Origin of the sequence: Pseudomonas sp. (genome assembly GCF_049590575.1) — a bacterium.
GTDB lineage: Bacteria > Pseudomonadota > Gammaproteobacteria > Pseudomonadales > Pseudomonadaceae > Aquipseudomonas.
Map to the genome: position 1 here is coordinate 1 of NZ_JBAWDE010000309.1, position 18,076 is coordinate 18,076.

The window sequence follows — 18,076 nt, forward strand, 5'->3', positions numbered from 1 at the left end:
GGGCTATGCCACCGTGACCGCGCCGATCTCCGGGCGCATCGGCCGCGCGTTGGTGACCGAAGGCGCGCTGGTCGGCCAGAACGAAGCCACGCCGCTGGCGATCATCCAGCAGCTGGACCCGATCCACGCCGACCTGACCCAGTCCACCCGCGAGCTGAATGACCTGCGCCGCGCCTTCCGCGCCGGCAGTTTGAAGCAGGTCGGCCAGGACCAGGCCAAGGCCACGCTGATCCAGGACGACGGCAGCCTGTACCCCTTGCCAGGCAAATTGCTGTTTGCCGAAATCAGCGTGGACCCCGGCACCGGGCAAATCATCCTGCGCAGTGAATTCCCTAACCCGGACCTCGACCTGTTGCCCGGCAGCTTTGTGCGGGTGCGCCTGGAACAGGCCGTCGACAAACAAGGCATCAGCGTGCCGCAACGCGCGATTACCCGCGACAGCGCCGGCATCCCGATGGTGCTGCTGTTGGATGCGCAGCAGACCGTCAGCCTGCAACCGGTGGAATTGGGTGCGGTGATCGACGACCGCTGGATCGTCAGCAGTGGCCTCAAACCCGGCGACCGCATCGTGGTGGAAGGCCTGCAACACGCGCGCCCCGGTGAAAAGGTCGAGGTCGACGACAGCCCCGCCTCCGGCCAGCCAGTCAAGGAATAACCCGCCATGCCGCAGTTCTTTATCGACCGCCCGATCTTCGCCTGGGTGGTGGCCCTGTTTATCCTGCTGGCCGGCGCACTCGCGATCCCGCAATTGCCGGTGGCACAGTACCCTAACGTCGCGCCGCCGAAGGTGGAAATCTACGCGGTGTACCCTGGTGCCTCGGCGCAGACCCTGGACGAAAGCGTGGTCAGCCTGATCGAGCAAGAGCTCAACGGCGCCGATCACTTGCTGTATTTCGAATCCCAGAGCAGCCTCGGCTCGGCGACTATCACCGCGACATTCCAGCCGGGTACCGACCCGGAAATGGCCCAGGTCGACGTGCAAAACCGCCTCAAAGCAGTCGAGCCGCGCCTGCCGCAAGCGGTGACCCAGCAAGGCTTGCAGGTGGAAAAAGTCTCCGCCGGTTTCCTGCTGCTGGTCACCCTGACCTCCAGCGACGGCAAGCTGGATGACGTGGCGCTCAGCGATTACCTGGCGCGCAACGTGATGAACGAGCTCAAGCGCCTGGACGGGGTGGGCAAGGCTCAGCTGTACGGCGCCGAACGCGCGATGCGCATCTGGATCGACCCACAGAAATTGATCGGCTTCAACCTGACGCCGGCCGACGTCAACGCCGCGATCAGCGCACAGAATGCGCAGGTATCGGCAGGCAGCATCGGGGATTTGCCGGGCACCAAGACCCAGGAAATCACCGCGGCGATCCTGGTCAAGGGCCAGCACTCCACGCCGGCGGAATTCGCCGACATCGTGCTCAAGGCCAACCCCGATGGCTCCACCGTGCGCATCGGCGACGTGGCGCGGGTGGAAATCGGCAGCCAGGAATACCAGTTCTCCACGCGCCTGAACGGCAAGCCGTCCACCGCCGTCAGCGTGCAACTGGCGCCGGGGGCCAACGCCCTGAACACCGCGACCCTTGTGCGGGCGAAGATGGACGAACTGTCGCGCTACTTCCCGGCCAACGTGGAATACAAGATCCCGTACGACACCTCGCCGTTTGTCAAAGTCTCGATCACCAAGGTGGTTTACACCCTGCTGGAGGCGATGGCGCTGGTGTTTGCGGTGATGTTTCTGTTCCTGCAGAACGTGCGCTACACCCTGATCCCGACGCTGGTGGTGCCGATTGCCTTGATGGGCACGTTTGCGACCATGCTGTTGCTGGGGTTCTCGATCAACGTACTGACCATGTTCGGCATGGTGCTGGCCATCGGTATCCTGGTCGACGATGCGATTGTGGTGGTGGAAAACGTCGAGCGGATCATGGTCAGCGAGGGCCTGTCGCCCAAGGAGGCGACCAAGAAGGCCATGGGCCAGATCACGGGGGCCATCGTCGGCATCACGCTGGTGCTGGTGGCGGTGTTTCTGCCGATGGCGTTTATGCCGGGCTCGGTGGGGGTGATCTACCAGCAGTTTTCACTGTCGATGGCCACCTCGATTCTGTTCTCGGCGTTCCTCGCCCTGACCTTGACCCCGGCGTTGTGCGCCACCTTGCTCAAGCCGATCGCCAAGGATGAGCACCACGCCAAGGGCGGCTTTTTTGGCTGGTTCAACCGACGTTTTGAAAGCCTCACCAACCGCTACGAAGGCTGGGTGGCCTATGCGCTCAAGCGCAGCGGGCGCTACCTGCTGATCTACCTGGTATTGCTGGTGGGCCTGGGGCTGATGTTCAGCCGCCTGCCCTCCTCGTTCCTGCCGGTGGAAGACCAGGGCTACACCATCACCGATATCCAACTGCCGCCCGGCGCGAGCAAGAACCGCACGGTGCAGGTGGCCGAGCAGATCGAGGCGCATAACGCCGGGGAGCCCGGGGTGGGCGATACCACCATGATCATGGGCTTCAGTTTCTCCGGCTCCGGGCAGAATGCGGCGCTGGCGTTTACCACGCTTAAGGACTGGTCGGAACGCGGCAGCGATGACTCGGCCGCATCGATTGCCGACCGCGCCAACGCCGCCTTCAGTGAGCTCAAGGACGCGATTGCCTACGCGATCCTGCCGCCGCCAGTGGACGGCCTGGGCACCTCCAGCGGGTTCGAGTTCCGCTTGCAGGACCGCGGTGGCGTCGGCCATGCGGCGTTGATGGCCGCGCGCACCGAGTTGCTGGCGAAGGCCGAGAAGAGTCCAATTTTGGCCAACGTACGCGAAAGCGCCCTGGCCGAAGCGCCGCAAGTGCAATTGGAGGTCGACCGCAAGCAAGCCAACGCGCTCGGGGTTTCCTTTGCGGACGTGGGCAATGTGCTGTCTTCGGCCATCGGTTCGGCCTACATCAATGACTTCCCCAACCAGGGCCGCATGCAGCGGGTGGTGGTGCAGGCCGAAGGCGACCAGCGCAGCCAGGTGGCGGACTTGCTGAAGATCAACGTACGTAACAACGCCGGAAAAATGGTGCCGTTGTCGGCGTTTGTCGAAGCCAGGTGGACCCAGGGCCCGGCGCAGTTGACGCGCTACAACGGCTACCCGGCCATCGCCATCAGCGGCGAAGCGGCGCCGGGGCATAGCACCGGCGAGGCCATGGCGGAGATCCAGCGCCTGGTCAGCCAGTTGCCGGCAGGCTTGGGCCAGGAATGGACCGGGTTGTCGTTACAGGAACGCCTGTCCGGCTCCCAGGCGCCGTTGCTGCTGGGGCTGTCGCTGCTGATCGTGTTCCTGTGCCTGGCGGCGCTGTATGAAAGCTGGTCGATCCCGACCTCAGTGTTGCTGGTGGTGCCGCTGGGCGTGCTCGGCGCCGTGTTGGCGGTGACGTTGCGCGGCATGCCCAACGATGTGTTTTTCAAGGTGGGCCTGATCACGATTATCGGCCTGTCGGCGAAGAACGCAATTTTGATCATCGAGTTCGCCAAGGACCTGTATGACCAGGGCGAAGATCTGCTCGACGCCACCTTGAAGGCGGCACGGCTGCGGTTGCGGCCAATCATCATGACCTCGCTGGCGTTTATCCTCGGCGTGGTGCCCCTGGCGATCGCCACCGGGGCCAGCTCTGCCAGCCAGCAGGCCATTGGCACGGGTGTGATTGGCGGGATGATCACCGCGACACTCGCGGTGGTGTTTGTGCCGGTGTTCTTTGTGGTGGTTATGAAGCTGGTGCGCAAGCGTACAAAACCCTGGTAAAAATGCGCTATGGTGCTCACAACCTCCCCTGTTGTGAGCACCTATGGCCTTCCTCGCCCGCACCCACCCTCGCCTCTCCGCCGCCGCCGTTCTGGGCCTTGCCGTGGGCATCCTGGCGCCGGCCGATACGCTCATCGCCAAAATCCTCTATGGCTGGAACGCCGGGGTCTGGACCTACCTGGTGCTGATGCTGTGGCTGACCAGTCGCGCCCGCGCCGGCGATGTAAAACGCATCGCCGAAATCGAGGACGAGAACGCGGGATTGGTGCTGTTCATGGTGTGCATCGCGGCGATTGCCAGTCTGGCGACGATAACCCTGAATCTGCTGGGCAGTAAGGACATGGATGGCACCGCGCGCCTGCTGCATTACGGTTTTACCGCATTGACGGTGATCGGCTCGTGGTTGCTGATCGGGGTGATTTTCAGCGTGCATTACGCCCGCCTGTTCTACACCTGGGACGGCGACGAACCGGCACTGCGCTTCGCCGAGGGGTTACGCACCCCCAATTACTGGGACTTCCTGTACTTCTCGTTCACCATCGGCGTGGCCGTGCAAACGGCCGATGTCGGCGTGGCCACGCGCAGCCTGCGCAAAGTGGTGCTGGGGCAATCGTTGATCGGCTTTCTGTTCAACACGGCGATCCTGGGGTTCTCGATCAACATTGCCGCCGGCTTGTTCAGTTGAGCGGGCACTGATCGGGGTTTGGGGAGCAGTGGAACCAAAAACCACGTGCTGTTGTTCTCGACGGCCAGACAGCGGCGTCGGTATGCAAAGTGAACCGTCCAGGCATCGAGCTTGACCGCTGGTCACTTTAGTCTTCGAATTGTAAGACCTGACCGTTTCGAGCTTGCCTATTGTTCTACTTTGCAATGAGGACATTCACTTGCAAGGATGCAGCCATGGACGATCAAGATACCCCATTCGACAGCATGACCTTGGTTGCGTGCTTGCAGAAACGTGCAGCAGACTCGCCGGACGATGAAGTTTTTGCCTTCCTTGATAGTAATGGGAATTGCGTTGCTCGACTCAGCTACCTGCAGCTGCATGATCAAGCATGCGCCATTGCTGCCGCTTTACAGACCCACGGCCCGGAAGGGCAGCGGGTACTTTTGTTGTTCGAGCCGGGCCTTGCTTTCATCACGGCCTTCTATGGTTGCCTCTATGCGGGTGCCGTAGCAGTACCGGTATACCCACCCGATCCTCTACGTTTCGAGCGTACGTTACCGCGCCTGCTGACCATCGTCGCCGACTCGATGGCGGCAGTGCTGCTGACCAGCACACCTATTTTGGCGCAAGCCAGGCACTTCACTCGTTTTGCACCAGCGCTCGCCAAGCTGCAATGGTTCGCGGTGGAGGAGATCATTGAATCAGGCCAGACGAACGTAAGGCCTGGCCCCACGATTGCTGCCACCGATATTGCCCTTGTCCAATACACATCAGGCTCGACCTCGGCGCCCAAAGGCGTCGTTGTCAGCCATCAAAACTTGCTGATAAACGCGCGAATGATCCAGCGGGTCACCCATATGGATAGAAATCGAGTGATCGCGCTATGGGTGCCTATGTACCACGATCTTGGATTGATGACCGGGGTCATACTCCCGGTGGTTATCGGTGCCCGTGCCCTGCTGATGTCGCCCCTCGACTTTCTGAAGCGCCCGGTTCTTTGGTTATCGGTCATTGATCGGTACAAGGCGACCGATACGGCAGGTCCGAACTTTGCCCTGGACTTGTGTGTCCAGAAAATCGCCCATGATGACTATCAGAACTGGGACCTGAGCAGCCTGAAGTTCTGTCTTGTTGGCGCAGAGCCTGTGCGGTATGCCAGCGTAGAACGCTTTTTGCACCGGTTCGAAGCTGTCGGCCTGTCGCGCCAATGCATGTTCGCAGGTTATGGCTTGGCGGAGGCGACAGTCGGCGTCAGTTTCGGGTCGATCGGAGCCATCGGGCAAACAGCGTTTGTTGATGTTGACGAACTTGCACGAAATCGCGTCATGGAACTCGATTCGACACATCCCAAGGCCACGCCGTTGGTGACCTGCGGCATGCCGCTGGAAGGCGTCACTCTGGCCATCGTCAATCCTGAAACCTGTGAACGGGTCGGCGCCGATGAAGTGGGAGAAGTGTGGGTGATCGGACCGCAGGTGGCATTGGGTTATTGGCAGCTTGAGGTCGATAATGCACGCACATTCAAGGCACGTATTGGCCAGGAAGACCCTCGCGATTGGCTGCGCACGGGTGATCTGGGTTTCATTAAAGATCAACAACTCTATATCACAGGAAGGATAAAAGACCTGTTGATCATCAGGGGGAAAAATTATTACCCGCAGGATATCGAACATATCCTGGAACTCAGCCATCCACGCGTACGCAAGGGCGCAGTGGTTGTTTTCACCATTATGCAAGACGCAACTGAAAGCCTCGTCGCCGCCGCAGAGGTAGACCTACGCTTGTTGTCGACACCCCAGCAAAAACAACGAGCCTTTGACGAAATCACCAACGCCATGGTCAAGGCAGTCAGTCAACATCATGGGTTGCCCTTACACAGCGTGAATTTGCTCAAAATCAGAACGATTGATAAGACCTCCAGCGGCAAACTGGCGCGGCAGAGTTGCAAGCAACGTTACCTGGAGCAGAGGCTGGAGGTTGAGTTTGTTTGGCAAAAGGCAAAGTGTTCTCAGAATGAGCCTGCTTTTTTGCCAGAGATGCCGGGAAAGGAGGTCTCGACGTCTACGTCTTTCCCGGAACGGCGGCACACGCTGATCAACTACATTGAAAGTGAACTGGCTTCCCTGGCCAGGGTGACGCACACAGCGGATTCAACCGCTTTACATTTAGACGAGCTGGGCCTTGATTCTGTCCAGACAATGGAGTTGATGGGGCGCATTGAGCGGCATTTGCAGGTGGAGATTCCCGTCTCGAACATTTTCGGCGCCCGTTCCGTCGAGGAGATTGCCGATGTGCTACTTCAACTGGTGGTATCGAATGAAGTGTCACATGATCAGCGACCACCGTCTGTGGGCCGGGTGAAACCCTCTCCAGTGCGATTGAAGCAAGCATTGACATTGCAAGCATTATCCCTGCCGGCGCCTATTTTCTGTGTCTGTGGGCTGGGAGGCATGCCGCATTACCTCTTGCCGCTTTCTAATGCGTTGGCACATGCCAGGCCATTGATTTTCTTCCAGGCGGTCGGTGTCGATGGCGCAGAGTCGCCGCTTGGCTCCGTTGAAGAAATGGCGCAGCGCTATCTGCAAGAAATGAAGGCCATCCAACCCTCCGGTCCCTATACCCTGGCAGGTCACTCATTCGGCGGGCTTGTGATTTACGAAATGGCTCAACGCCTTACCGAGCAAGGTGAGCAGGTTGAAAATTTATTGCTGTTGGATACTACGCTGATCAAAAACAACGATCTTTATTCTACCCGCGAGGCGAACGCCAGCGATCGAACCATGGCGATGTTTGAACTGGCCGGAATGCTCCGAAGGTTCGCAGGTAAAAGTTGCGATGAAGATTGGCCTAAAAACATGCTCGCCCTGAATCTCGATGAGCAGGCAAGCAAACTCGAAGAGGAGCTCGGTGCTAGCGGTGCGATCATTCCTGGGTCTGTTATCGACAATATCATCGAGACCTATCGGGTAAGTTTCTCGGCAATGGAGCGTTATAGACCATTGCCCTATGCCGGCCCCATTACCCTGTTTCGTGCCCAAGACATATTTCCTGAGGCATCACTTCATCCCTCGCGAAAAATCGGTACTTATTTTGGTGATCCTACATTGGGCTGGCAGGGGCTTTGCCCCGCGTTGCGTGTGAGCGTTGTTCGGGGCGATCACTTCACCCTTGCTCTGGCGCCTAATGCTACCGAGTTGGCCAGCGCCATGTTGGGCACATTAAATGAATCGACACGTCTGGCAGTCGACCTGAATCAATTGATCTCGGCGAGGTTTGTCCCGACCAACAGACGCGCAATTGAAGTATCGCATCAGGGTGTCACATTTGATCAATACCATCCGGACGTATTCAACAACCCTTATCCGATTTTTCGTCAGTTGCGCGAACACGCCCCTGTCTATCGTGATACCGCAGGGACTTGGTGGGTAACGCGATACACAGATGTATCCGCAGGGTTACGTGACAAACGGTTCTCCGTGGAACCCCTAAACGCAACACAACCCGCGCAAATCAGCGCTGATGGTGTGAGCCCCACCCTGAGCGCTGCATCGCTACGCCAGGATGAGACACTCACCGCTTCCACGGTCTATAACAACTTCATGGTATTGGTTGACCCTCCCAGGCATCAGCACTTGCGTCAGTTTTTTTCACCACTTTTCGAACAGGCGACGATAAAAAAATGGAGGGCGGATATCGACCGAGAGGTTGATGTGCTGATTGCCAATATGCGCCTTCGTCCTGAACCGGATATTGTCCGGGATCTGGCGCTGCCCCTGCCGATCAGGGTTATTTCGAAGATGTTGGGAACGCCGCAGCACGATGCGTTCGTCCTCGAATCGTGGGCAAACGACCTTTTTCAGGGAGGCAATCCAGTGCTGGCGGAGGCCGTTGAGCGAATCAACACAAGCGCCCAGGACTTCATGCACTACATAGCTGATCATCTAGGCAGACGTAGGAAGTCGCCACCAAAAGATGATGTTTTGAGTTTTCTGCTTGAACGGTATGAAGGTCAACCACTTAGCGACGATGAATTGGCGGCCAACTTTATCTTGTTGTTCGCGGCAGGATTCGAGACCACTGCATCTGTCATAAGCAACAGTGTGCTTGCCGTTATGCGTCATCCGGATCAATTGCAGTTGTTACGTGAGCATCCGGAATTGATGGAAAATGCGGTCGATGAATTCATACGTTATGAGGGCGCATTCAGGCTCACCATTCGCACGGCACGGGAAGACGTTGAAATGGGCGATGTGCTGATCCCGCGTGGCGACCAAGTTTATTTCGTGTTGTCGGCAGCCAACAGGGACCCGCAAATGTTTGCTGATCCAGACCGGCTGGATGTGATGCGTGACGCGAAGCGCCATGTCGGATTTGGTCATGGCATTCATTACTGTTTGGGTGCGCCTCTGGCACGGTTCGAAATTCAAAGTGCGATCGCGGCACTGATTCGTTACGACCTTGCACCTGTGTCCGGTGCTATTAAATGGAAGGAAAGCATAATGTTTCGCAGCATGGAGCGGTTGCCTATCGTGTTCCGCTAGGGCATAAGCGCATATTCCCGATATTTTCCAAACCCCTGATCCGCGAGACAAAAAAAGGGGAAGCCAAAGCTTCCCCTTTTGATGTGCCTGACGGCGTTAGAAGGCGTAACGCAGACCGACGGTGCCGCCCCACGGCATATCGATTGCCTTGCCTTTGCTGGTCTCGATCTCGGCATGCATGCTGAGGTTTTCCGAGAACGAGACAGACATACCGCCCGCCACTTCATAGCGCGACCCGGACAGGTCGTTGTTAAAGGCCTGGTTGTTGATAAACACTTTGTTGTTAGCGTTGAACTCACGCACCGCGGCAGTACGCAGGTACGGTTGCACAATGGTGCCGCTGTCCAGCTGGATATTTTTACCCGCCGTCATCCCCACTTTACCGATGATCGACTTGGTACGGTCCCCCTCGACCTTCAAGCCGTTATCCATGGTGTAACCCGAGCCGCCAATAAACGACGTGCTCAGCTGTGTGTAAGGTTCAAAGAAGAAATCATCGTCCAGCTTGATGTGCCGGCCGACTTCCACCGATGCAGTCGCTGCGTCTTGGGTGTAGTTGCCCTTGGCACGCTTGCCATCGCTCATGTTGACCTGGCTTTGGTTGTTCAGCCGGTTGACCTTGGCCACCAGGTCGACATACAGCCCGGTCTCGGCTTCCAGCCACGTGGCGTAAGCGCCGACGTGGTAGCTGTTGACCATACCGCTGCTGCCGCGACTCAGGCTCAGATCGGATTTGCTGTAACCGCCCATCACACCGACCAGCCACTGGCCATCACCCGCCTCGATCGGCGTATCGACACCAATGGTCAGGCCGGTCTGGTTCTGTTTGTAACCCAGGCCGTTGCCGGTGGCAGCCACGTCATATTTGTTGCCGTAACTGCGCATCCACAGGCCCTGGCTCTTGCCCTGGGTGAAACGCAACTCACCCATGCGCGTACGCAGGATGCTCGCCTCGCCGAGTATTACGGTCGGCGCCGAGTTGGCCAGCGCCAATGCGGCCTGGGCGCTGTTACTGACGCCCAATCGTTCGGTGTCCAGGTACCAATCCGTACCTTCCTTTTTGAGACCGTAGGAGAAGGCGCCGACGTCGACGGTATCGCCCACCAGGCCGAACTGTGCGCCGCCGCCTTGGGTGTGAACGACTTTGATCGGCTCGCCGACCGCCAATTCGTTGCCACTCGCCGCGATCAACAGCTGGTGGCTGCCCTCGGCGTTGCCATTGACGTTCAACAGGTCGGTCACACCGGAGTTGAAGTTGGTGTGCATGACGAAGGTGCCGTTGCCGGCCAGGCTATTGGTATCGAGTTTGAAGAATTGGGTCGGGCCACCGAATTCAACGGAGCCGCCACCCATCCGCAGTGCGCCGACTGCGCTGTCACCTACCAGCATCCATTTGCCGCCGCTATTGGCATCCAGTTGCTCAACGTTGCGCAATTGGCCGGTGAGCAAGGCATTATTGTTCAGTTGCAGCGTGCCGGTGCTGCCTGCGTCAACGACCACATCGCCGGTCAAGCGGCTGTTGTCGACGTTCATGTTGGCGATGGAGTTATTGGCTACCTGCAGCAAAATGTTATTGCCGCTGAGCAAGTTGGAGCCGTTGAGCACCTGGATATCGGCCCGGGTGGCGTTGTTCGCCGGAGGGTTCACCAGAATGGCAGGACCGTTCAGCCCTTGGACCACCGACCTATCGAGGATCAAGCTATTGGTACGCGTAAGACCGCCGTCCACCCGCATGTTTACGCCGCTTGCACCACCCACAATGGTGCTGTTATTTCTGGCGACCGCGTCGGCATTCAGCAGTACCACGCCGACCCCTGCCGCACTCGTGGCCTCGACATACGCATTATTCAGGTCCACTACGCTGTAGCCGCCGGCACTGATACCGCGGGTTGTCCCTGAAACAGTGCTGTCTCTAACCGTGACCGATGGACCATCCGTCCCGGTAGTTGTGCGGCCGGCACTGATACCCCAGCCAGTACTATGAGTGACAACACTGTTGTTGGTGACAACTACGCTGCCGCCGTACCTAGAGGTGATCGCAGCCCCAACCTGCATGAGCGGGCGGGCGGTCACCCGTGAGTTATCGATGACAACCGTCGAATTAGTTTCCGCAAAAATATCTGATGTGCTGCTGCCCGCCAACACCTGCAAAGTGGCTCTATCCATTGTAATTTCTGCGGTGGTTGCCCCAGTGGCGGTCAACCTCGAAAGCGCAAACAATGAGTAATTATCAAGCGGCGTAGTCGAGGAAATAGTCGCATTGGTCGACCTCACCTGAGTGAGTGCCTGGGCGTCGGGCGCGACCAGAAATAAGAGCGAAACTGCTTGGGCCGTTAATGCAAGGCTCAGGGGGGTACGTTTGAAACTGAATGCTGCCGACATATTAGTGGACCTCTAGTGCCTTCACGAAACGATAGGTAGGGTTCTAAATCTCGTGAGACCCCGACCAATCAAGCGGCGCCATCATTGTTCATCTATTGCCTAAATTCTGTAGGACTAATCTCAAGAAACCGGAGGAATCGTACTGGGTTGATGTAAAGGCTGGAGGCAGCCAGTTAAAAGAGCTGGACATCTGGACTTTATAAAACTGAAAAGCCAAAGAGGGCCCTCACCCTCTTTGGCATACATTGACAACTAAGGAATAAGCCCACCGGAACAGTAGATGGGGCCGACATTACCCGGCCGGTATCCTCTGATACGAACGGTGGCCGGAAGAGAGGTCACTGTTTGTCCCTGGAACTGGGTGGAAACAGTGACCGTTGCAGAAGCCGCACTCAAGAAAGCACGGGAAGTATTAATAGGGTTGTACAGCTCGAGAGCAGTGCCCAAATCCACCGTAAACCCAATGACCCCCGCGTTATCACTTGGTACGGAGAAGTCTCTGATGAAAGTCATCACACTCGGAGGAGTATTCGTATTGTTTTGGAACCCGGTAAACGTCACTCTGACCGGTACCGATGGTGACAAATAGGCGGAGCCCGTGATATTGAGCCTGAGATTGCCGGTATCAATAGGCCGCAAGGCATCGCAGTTGGCATTTCTAAACCCGGTAATAGGATGAGGCACAATATCCGGGAAGGTGGGCGCGTCCATCTGCAAGAACGCCGAATCCACAGTGACCAAAGTCGTGGTCGAACGCTGCGGGTTGGGGTTGCCGGCACGACTGACAGTGTAATACGCGTCCTGAGTAGGACCACCCAAGGTTCTGATATCAGCAAACGGAATAGTGAACGTCACCTCCCTGCCAGGTGGGATGGCCGTCACGTTCTGAGTATAAACGCGGGTGCCATACACCAACGTAATGGTAAACGGCAATTGCAAATCAGGCACTACGGCGGCAGTCCACAATGGGATGCGTGCCCTCGCGTCGCGATTTACATCCGCAACCTGAAGATGGTTGGGCGGCCCGAATGTATTGCCAGGGCGAATGGCTTCAACAATGACCTCGAACAAGTCGTCATTGATACCGTCTGGCCCCGGTGGGTTCGGATTCGGGTTAGGCCCCGCAACAGACAGATCCAGGTCGAATGGAACGCTCAACGGCGTCGCCGGGTAGGTGTTCGCACCGCGCAGGACTACGTAACTCGCCGTTACTGGCACCCTGCCTGGTCCGGCACCGTACAGGGTGGTCATATTGGCTTGGGTGAATTCGAATGGCATCGGAAAAGCTGCCGTGCCAACCGGTAAGGTCAACGGTATAGAGCCGTTAACCGAAGTCAGAGTGACGATGATTTGATCCACTGTGCGGTCAACATTCGTATAGCTAGGAACCCGCACGATTGCGCCATTGTTATCTACCACATCACGACGATGGATCAGCCCATCACCGGGCACAGCCAGCAACACCTCGGGAGGTAGGAAGTCAGCGGGAACCGGCGCCTGGCCTACGTCCGTCAGCGTTAACTTGTAGGACTGTTCAGACCGGTTGCCGGAAGCATCGACAATCCTATAACTCAGGTCATAGTTGCTGTTCTGTTCAGCGAGGATATTGGCCAACGACAATGGAATGGATCCCGGAACACTCGGGTCGATGGGCAGGGTTGCTATAGGTCGTTGATTAGAGCCAAAGAACACTTGAACCGTATCGCCCGGAGACCGGCCTGCGGTCTGGTCGTATGGAATCGGAAAATTCACTGTCTGGTTCGGTTGGCTCTGGAAATACGCACGGTCAAGCGGCACCGTCAATCCCGCAGGAGCGTCCGGTGCAGGAGGCCAATCGCTAGTCCGCTCATAAGGCGCTGTCTCGTCAACGATCAACAGTTGCGGGACTGTCCAATTTGCTGCACCAGAGTCGGTAATCTCTAAATCAGCCCTGAGCAACCATATGCCATTAGGGACCATGGTTTCGGCCAACCTTACTACCACAGGAGCGGAGGGGTCGGTGACGGAGATGTTAAACGGCACTCTAAAAGTAGTGTTTTGGAAATAGGCATGTTCTTCGCTTATGCTCGCAAAACTGTTCAGGTCTATCAATGGACGAATGCTGATCGTCAAAACATCCGGGGCGGCTGGATCCGTACTGATGCCATCCCAGGGGGGAAGGTTAAATGTTAAAACCTGGCTTTTGGCAGCCTCCCTGGTGAGCAGCCCAAGGTAACCAGGTACCTCCCCTGTGAATGTACCGGGTGCCAGCCGAGTAGGCGTATAACTGCCAGGGAGCGGCGGGTTAAAGGCGTCAATAATATCTCGGTATGTTCTGTCCATCGTTTATTGCTCCGCATAGTTAGACCAATAGAACAACTACTCTTTTCGTTAGCTGAACGAATACACGTATATCAACCACGAACCTTTCGAACACATAGGGACTACGTAAATAGCTCAATCGATACAATCAAAAGCCCATTAACAATCAATTATCAATGCTCAAGCCCGCGCGGCGAGCAGAACCCGCCTGTGGGGTAAGTGAGATCAACACGCACACGCCCCTCCAGCGACTCGCCCACTTTTACACCGTTGCGCCACACTTCATAAGTGAAGATGGCCGACCTAAAGTCGCGCAATGGTCTCAACGTTGTGTCAAATGAATCCACCACGACTATCGCTCCAGCAGTTATATGTTGCGGCGCCCAGAGCAGCGAGCGGCGGAACACGACACTCGTATTTGGTGCGAACCAGTTGTTATCATTATAACCCTGCCATACACACCTTACTTCATCACCTAACTGCAGGGTGTTAACGGGGCGAATCAACCAACTAACACCGGCCATCACACTGGGCACTGAACCACAGGACAAATAACTAGCACCGGTTCGTGTGTGTTGCACAATAGGTGCTGGCAGTGAAATAGTCGGGATGGGCACTGTCGCACCCAAGCTCACAGTAAAGGGTAGGCCGATACTACGGTTGCTGAAGTTTCCAGTCGCGTCGAATATCTTGAAGAACACGTATGCCGGACCATCGTTCAGGCTGCGAAAAGCATCGCCATTCAGCGATACAGTCCACGGCGAAGTGGTGAAATCCACCAACGAAGTTCCAGCGGCTGCCAGACCGGGAGCGGGATTGGGTGAGTTGGATAAATAGATTTCGATTCGATCGCCTTCAGCCCCGATGTTATAGACCGGGACGTAAAAGGCAGGGCGCGGATTGTTCAGTAAATACTGGTTGTTAAGCGCCGGTACAGGCGGCACGACAAACCGCAGCGTATCGGTCGGCGACACCAACCGTGGAGGTTCCAGATCAAGTGTGATCGGAATGCTCGGCCGCATCAAGTTGGAACCACCCTCAGTGTTAACGGTGTAGTAAAGCTGTGCGATACGGGTTGCACTGCGCAGGTCAGCGAGTTGGATTGTAAGTTCGTGAAAAGCAGGAACAGGCGGCGGTGGTGCGGTGACAGTTTGCGTGGCCAGGAGTCTCACGCCATCGTGGCTGGACCAGAAAAGCCGGAGAATATGCGGCTCGTCCCCCGGTGCAGGTGTTGGCTCCCACATGGGAATCCGGACTGTCAGCGGTGCCAGCAATAACGTCTGTGGCACCACTCCCCTGCCGTCGGTGGTACTTACGCCCGCGATTGTCAAAGGAGCCAAGCCAGGGATAGTCGACATGTCACAGCCTCAGGGTAAGTTTCTCTAAGCCAAGCCAGGAGCGAACTACGTACCTGCCTGCTGTTAGTGAAAATTAAACGCCTAAAGCCGGGTCCCGGATACTGTCAGAACTAACAGGTAGGCCTATCCGCTCGTCGGTTTTATCCGCCAGAATTGGCCTGCCCCCCATTGAAATTCCTTGACCAGGTTGTTCTTTTGGCTTTTTATGAAACCGGTTTCAAGGCAACTGAACCCATAATTCCAATAAGAAAGGCCCGCTACCCGTGACGACTTTTTCCGCCGCCCAACGCAGCCGCATCACCATGCTCGACGTCGCCGAGCGCGCCGGTGTGTCCAAGGCCAGCGTGTCGCGCTTTATCGGCGATGACCGCGCCCTGCTCTCCGACGCCATCGCCCTGCGCATCGAGCAGGCCATCGATGAACTCGGCTACCGCCCCAACCAGATGGCCCGTGGCCTAAAACGCGGCCGCACCCGCCTGATCGGCATGCTGGTGGCCGATATCCGCAACCCCTATTCCATTGCCGTGATGCACGGCGTCGAAACCGCCTGCCGCCAGCACGGCTACAGCCTGGTGGTGTGCAACACCGACCGCGATGACGAGCAGGAGCGCCAGCACCTGGCGGCGCTGCGCTCGTACAACATCGAAGGGCTGATCGTGAACACCCTCGGCCATCACCTCGACCAATTGCTGGAGCTGCAACAGGAGATGCCGCTGGTGCTGGTCGACCGCAAGGTCGAGCCGCTGCACAGCGATCTGGTCGGGCTGGATAACCCCGCGGCGGTGCGCATGGCGGTGGAGCATCTGCAACAGCAGGGTTATCGCGATGTGCTGCTGGTGAGCGAAGCCACCGATGGCACCAGCTCGCGCCTGGAGCGGGTTGACGGCTTCAAGGCTGAAATTGCCGCCCGTCCCGGGTTGACCGGCGCGGTGCTCGAACTGGACGGCGAACTCAACACCCACCTGCAAACCTTTGTTGCCAAACCTGGGCGCAAGGCCCTGTTCTGCGCCAACGGCGTGGCCGCGCTGGCCTGTACCCGCGCGCTCAAGGCCTTGGGCTGCAAGCTGTTCGAAGATGTCGGCCTGATCGCCCTGGATGACCTGGACTGGTACCCGCTGGTGGGCAGTGGCATCACCGCCCTCGCCCAGCCGACCGAGGCGATTGGCGCCAGTGCGTTCGACTGCCTGCTCAAGCGGCTGCGTGGCGACAGGGAGCCGTTACGCAGCCTGGATTTCCTGCCTGAGCTGATTGTTCGCGGCTCGACTCAAACGATCTGAATTTTTTGCTCACGCGTTTGCTCAAATAAAAATGAAACCGGTTTCAGAGGTACACAACAATGAACAGATACCCCGTCTCCATCAGCCTCTCCAGCTACGGCGCCGACCTGGTTCGCCAGCAGGGACAATTGAGTTTCGTCGAGCTGCTGGCTGCCGCCGGCGCCCAGCGCATCGAATGGCGCGAAGAACTGCTGACCACCGAACGCCCCGCTGATCTGGCCCAGGCCGCCGCCGAGCAAGGGCTGGAGTGTGTGTTTTCATCGCCCTTGGAGCTGTGGGTTGCCGGACGCGCCCAACCAAACGCCGACCTCGCTGCCACCCTGGACCGTGCCCAGGCATTCGGCGCGCGCTGGCTGAAAGTCTCCCTCGGCTACTTCACCGACACCAATGACCTGGAAAGCCTGCAGGCGCTGCTCCAGCGCCACCCGGTCAGCTTGCTGGTGGAGAACGACCAGACCCTGCACGGCGGGCGCATCGAGCCGATGCAACGCTTCTTTACCGAAGTCGAACGCCTGGGCTTGCCAGTCAAGATGACCTTCGACATCGGCAATTGGCAGTGGCAGGACCAATCCGCCCTGACCGCCGCGCGCCTGTTGGGCCGGCATGTCGACTACCTGCACTGCAAGGCCGTGGCCCGCCGCGCGGACGGCAAGCTGGTCGCCTTGGCGCCCAGCGCCACCGACCTGCATTTGTGGGAACAACTGCTCAAACACATGACTCAAGGTATTACCCGGGCCGTGGAATTCCCGCTGCAAGGCGCTGACCTGATCGCGGTCACCGCGCAGCAGGTTGCCGCCCTCGCCCTCTTGGGCCAACCCCGTGCGGAGAATGCGCATGTCTGAGATCGATATCCTCTCGTTTGGTGAAACCATGGCGATGTTTGTCGCCGAACAGACCGGCGACCTGGCCCAGGTGGCGCAGTTTCACAAGCGCATTGCCGGAGCCGACAGCAATGTTGCCATCGGCCTGTCGCGCCTGGGTTTCAACGTCGCCTGGCTGAGCCGGGTGGGCAATGATTCGCTCGGGCGCTTTGTGGTCGACGCCCTGAAAAACGAAGGCCTGGATTGCCGGCATGTGGCGGTCGACCCGCTGCACCCGACCGGCTTTCAGCTCAAGTCCCGCGAAGAAGCCGGCGCTGATCCCCAGGTGGAGTATTTCCGCAAGGGCTCGGCGGCCAGCCATCTGTCAGTCGCGGCCATCAGCCCCGCACTGTTGCAAGCACGGCATGTGCACGCCACCGGCATCCCGCCGGCGTTGTCCGAGGCCACGCGCGAGCTGTCGGTCGAGTTGATGACGCAGATGCGCAAGGCCGGGCGCAGTGTGTCGTTCGACCCCAACCTGCGGCCTTCACTGTGGGCCAGCGAGGCGCAGATGATCGGCGAAATCAACGCCCTCGCCGCCCTCGCCGACTGGGTCTTGCCGGGCCTGGGCGAAGGCCGTTTGCTCACCGGTTTCGACGACCCGGCAGACATCGCCGCCTTCTACCTCGACCAGGGCGCCGAAGCCGTGGCGATCAAACTGGGGCCGGACGGCGCCTACTTCCGCACCCAGATGGACAAAGGCTTTATTGCCGCCGTGCCGGTGGCCAAGGTGGTCGACACCGTGGGCGCCGGCGATGGCTTTGCCGTCGGCATGATCAGCGCATTACTGGAAAATTTAAGCTTCCCCGAAGCCGTCCAGCGCGGCAACTGGATCGGCAGCCGCGCCGTGCAAAGTCGCGGCGATATGGAAGGCTTGCCCACGCGCGCCGAGTTACCCGCCCGATCCGTTGCGTAACCCACACCCTGTTG

At 58.2% G+C, this 18,076-nt stretch carries 11 protein-coding genes; 8 read left to right on the plus strand and 3 right to left on the minus strand.

Features of this window, described 5'->3' with window-relative positions:
- From WBR57_RS21375 to WBR57_RS21390, 4 genes are all read left to right on the plus strand, one after another.
- On the plus strand, window positions 1-655 hold a 655-nt coding region (locus WBR57_RS21375; RefSeq protein ID WP_424086369.1), incomplete at its 5' end, for an efflux RND transporter periplasmic adaptor subunit.
- Between the two features lie 6 nt (window positions 656-661).
- The gene (locus WBR57_RS21380) at window positions 662-3,760 is read left to right on the plus strand and encodes a multidrug efflux RND transporter permease subunit (protein ID WP_424086371.1); all 3,099 of its coding nucleotides are present in this window, start codon (window positions 662-664) and stop codon (window positions 3,758-3,760) included.
- Window positions 3,761-3,803: 43 nt separating this feature from the next.
- Entirely contained in the window at window positions 3,804-4,445 is a 642-nt protein-coding gene (locus WBR57_RS21385) for a DUF1345 domain-containing protein (protein WP_424086373.1), read from the plus strand.
- Between the two features lie 215 nt (window positions 4,446-4,660).
- Complete coding sequence (locus WBR57_RS21390) at window positions 4,661-8,968, plus strand: cytochrome P450 (RefSeq protein ID WP_424086375.1); 4,308 nt, start codon at window positions 4,661-4,663, stop codon at window positions 8,966-8,968.
- Between the two features lie 96 nt (window positions 8,969-9,064).
- On the opposite strand, the gene WBR57_RS21395 is transcribed toward WBR57_RS21390, so the two are convergent.
- A complete protein-coding gene (locus WBR57_RS21395; RefSeq protein ID WP_424086376.1) occupies window positions 9,065-10,825 on the minus strand; it encodes an autotransporter outer membrane beta-barrel domain-containing protein in 1,761 nt (586 codons plus the stop codon).
- Between the two features lie 229 nt (window positions 10,826-11,054).
- Between WBR57_RS21395 and WBR57_RS21400 the strand changes: the two genes are divergently transcribed.
- Window positions 11,055-11,195, plus strand: coding sequence for a hypothetical protein (locus tag WBR57_RS21400; RefSeq protein WP_424086378.1), 141 nt, complete (start codon window positions 11,055-11,057; stop codon window positions 11,193-11,195).
- 407 nt (window positions 11,196-11,602) lie between these two features.
- On the opposite strand, the gene WBR57_RS21405 is transcribed toward WBR57_RS21400, so the two are convergent.
- Both WBR57_RS21405 and WBR57_RS21410 read right to left on the minus strand, forming a co-directional pair.
- On the minus strand, window positions 11,603-13,672 hold the full coding sequence (locus tag WBR57_RS21405; protein WP_424086380.1) for a hypothetical protein: 2,070 nt from the start codon (window positions 13,670-13,672) through the stop codon (window positions 11,603-11,605).
- Between the two features lie 152 nt (window positions 13,673-13,824).
- A complete protein-coding gene (locus WBR57_RS21410) occupies window positions 13,825-15,009 on the minus strand; it encodes a hypothetical protein (RefSeq protein ID WP_424086382.1) in 1,185 nt (394 codons plus the stop codon).
- Window positions 15,010-15,272: 263 nt separating this feature from the next.
- Here WBR57_RS21410 and WBR57_RS21415 point away from each other — a divergent pair, with 263 nt between their 5' ends.
- From WBR57_RS21415 to WBR57_RS21425, 3 genes are read left to right on the plus strand one after another with little or no spacing between them, the layout of a single operon-like run.
- Window positions 15,273-16,286 carry a LacI family DNA-binding transcriptional regulator gene (locus tag WBR57_RS21415; protein ID WP_424086384.1) on the plus strand — a complete coding sequence of 338 codons (1,014 nt, stop codon included), beginning with the start codon at window positions 15,273-15,275 and terminating at the stop codon, window positions 16,284-16,286.
- A gap of 59 nt (window positions 16,287-16,345) precedes the next feature.
- On the plus strand, window positions 16,346-17,128 hold the full coding sequence (locus WBR57_RS21420) for a sugar phosphate isomerase/epimerase family protein (RefSeq protein WP_424086386.1): 783 nt from the start codon (window positions 16,346-16,348) through the stop codon (window positions 17,126-17,128).
- Window positions 17,121-18,062, plus strand: coding sequence for a sugar kinase (locus WBR57_RS21425; RefSeq protein WP_424086388.1), 942 nt, complete (start codon window positions 17,121-17,123; stop codon window positions 18,060-18,062). Before WBR57_RS21420 ends, WBR57_RS21425 begins: the two co-directional genes overlap by 8 nt.
- The last annotated feature ends 14 nt before the right edge of the window (window positions 18,063-18,076 follow it).

Bases quoted from the DNA above. Each gene is read 5' to 3' on its own strand.
- WBR57_RS21380 (WP_424086371.1), top strand. From the start codon at position 662: ATGCCGCAGTTCTTTATCGACCGCCCGATCTTCGCCTGGGTGGTGGCC.
- WBR57_RS21385 (WP_424086373.1), top strand. From the start codon at position 3,804: ATGGCCTTCCTCGCCCGCACCCACCCTCGCCTCTCCGCCGCCGCCGTT.
- WBR57_RS21390 (WP_424086375.1), top strand. From the start codon at position 4,661: ATGGACGATCAAGATACCCCATTCGACAGCATGACCTTGGTTGCGTGC.
- WBR57_RS21400 (WP_424086378.1), top strand. From the start codon at position 11,055: ATGACAACCGTCGAATTAGTTTCCGCAAAAATATCTGATGTGCTGCTG.
- WBR57_RS21405 (WP_424086380.1), bottom strand. From the start codon at position 13,672: ATGGACAGAACATACCGAGATATTATTGACGCCTTTAACCCGCCGCTC.
- WBR57_RS21410 (WP_424086382.1), bottom strand. From the start codon at position 15,009: ATGTCGACTATCCCTGGCTTGGCTCCTTTGACAATCGCGGGCGTAAGT.
- WBR57_RS21420 (WP_424086386.1), top strand. From the start codon at position 16,346: ATGAACAGATACCCCGTCTCCATCAGCCTCTCCAGCTACGGCGCCGAC.
- WBR57_RS21425 (WP_424086388.1), top strand. From the start codon at position 17,121: ATGTCTGAGATCGATATCCTCTCGTTTGGTGAAACCATGGCGATGTTT.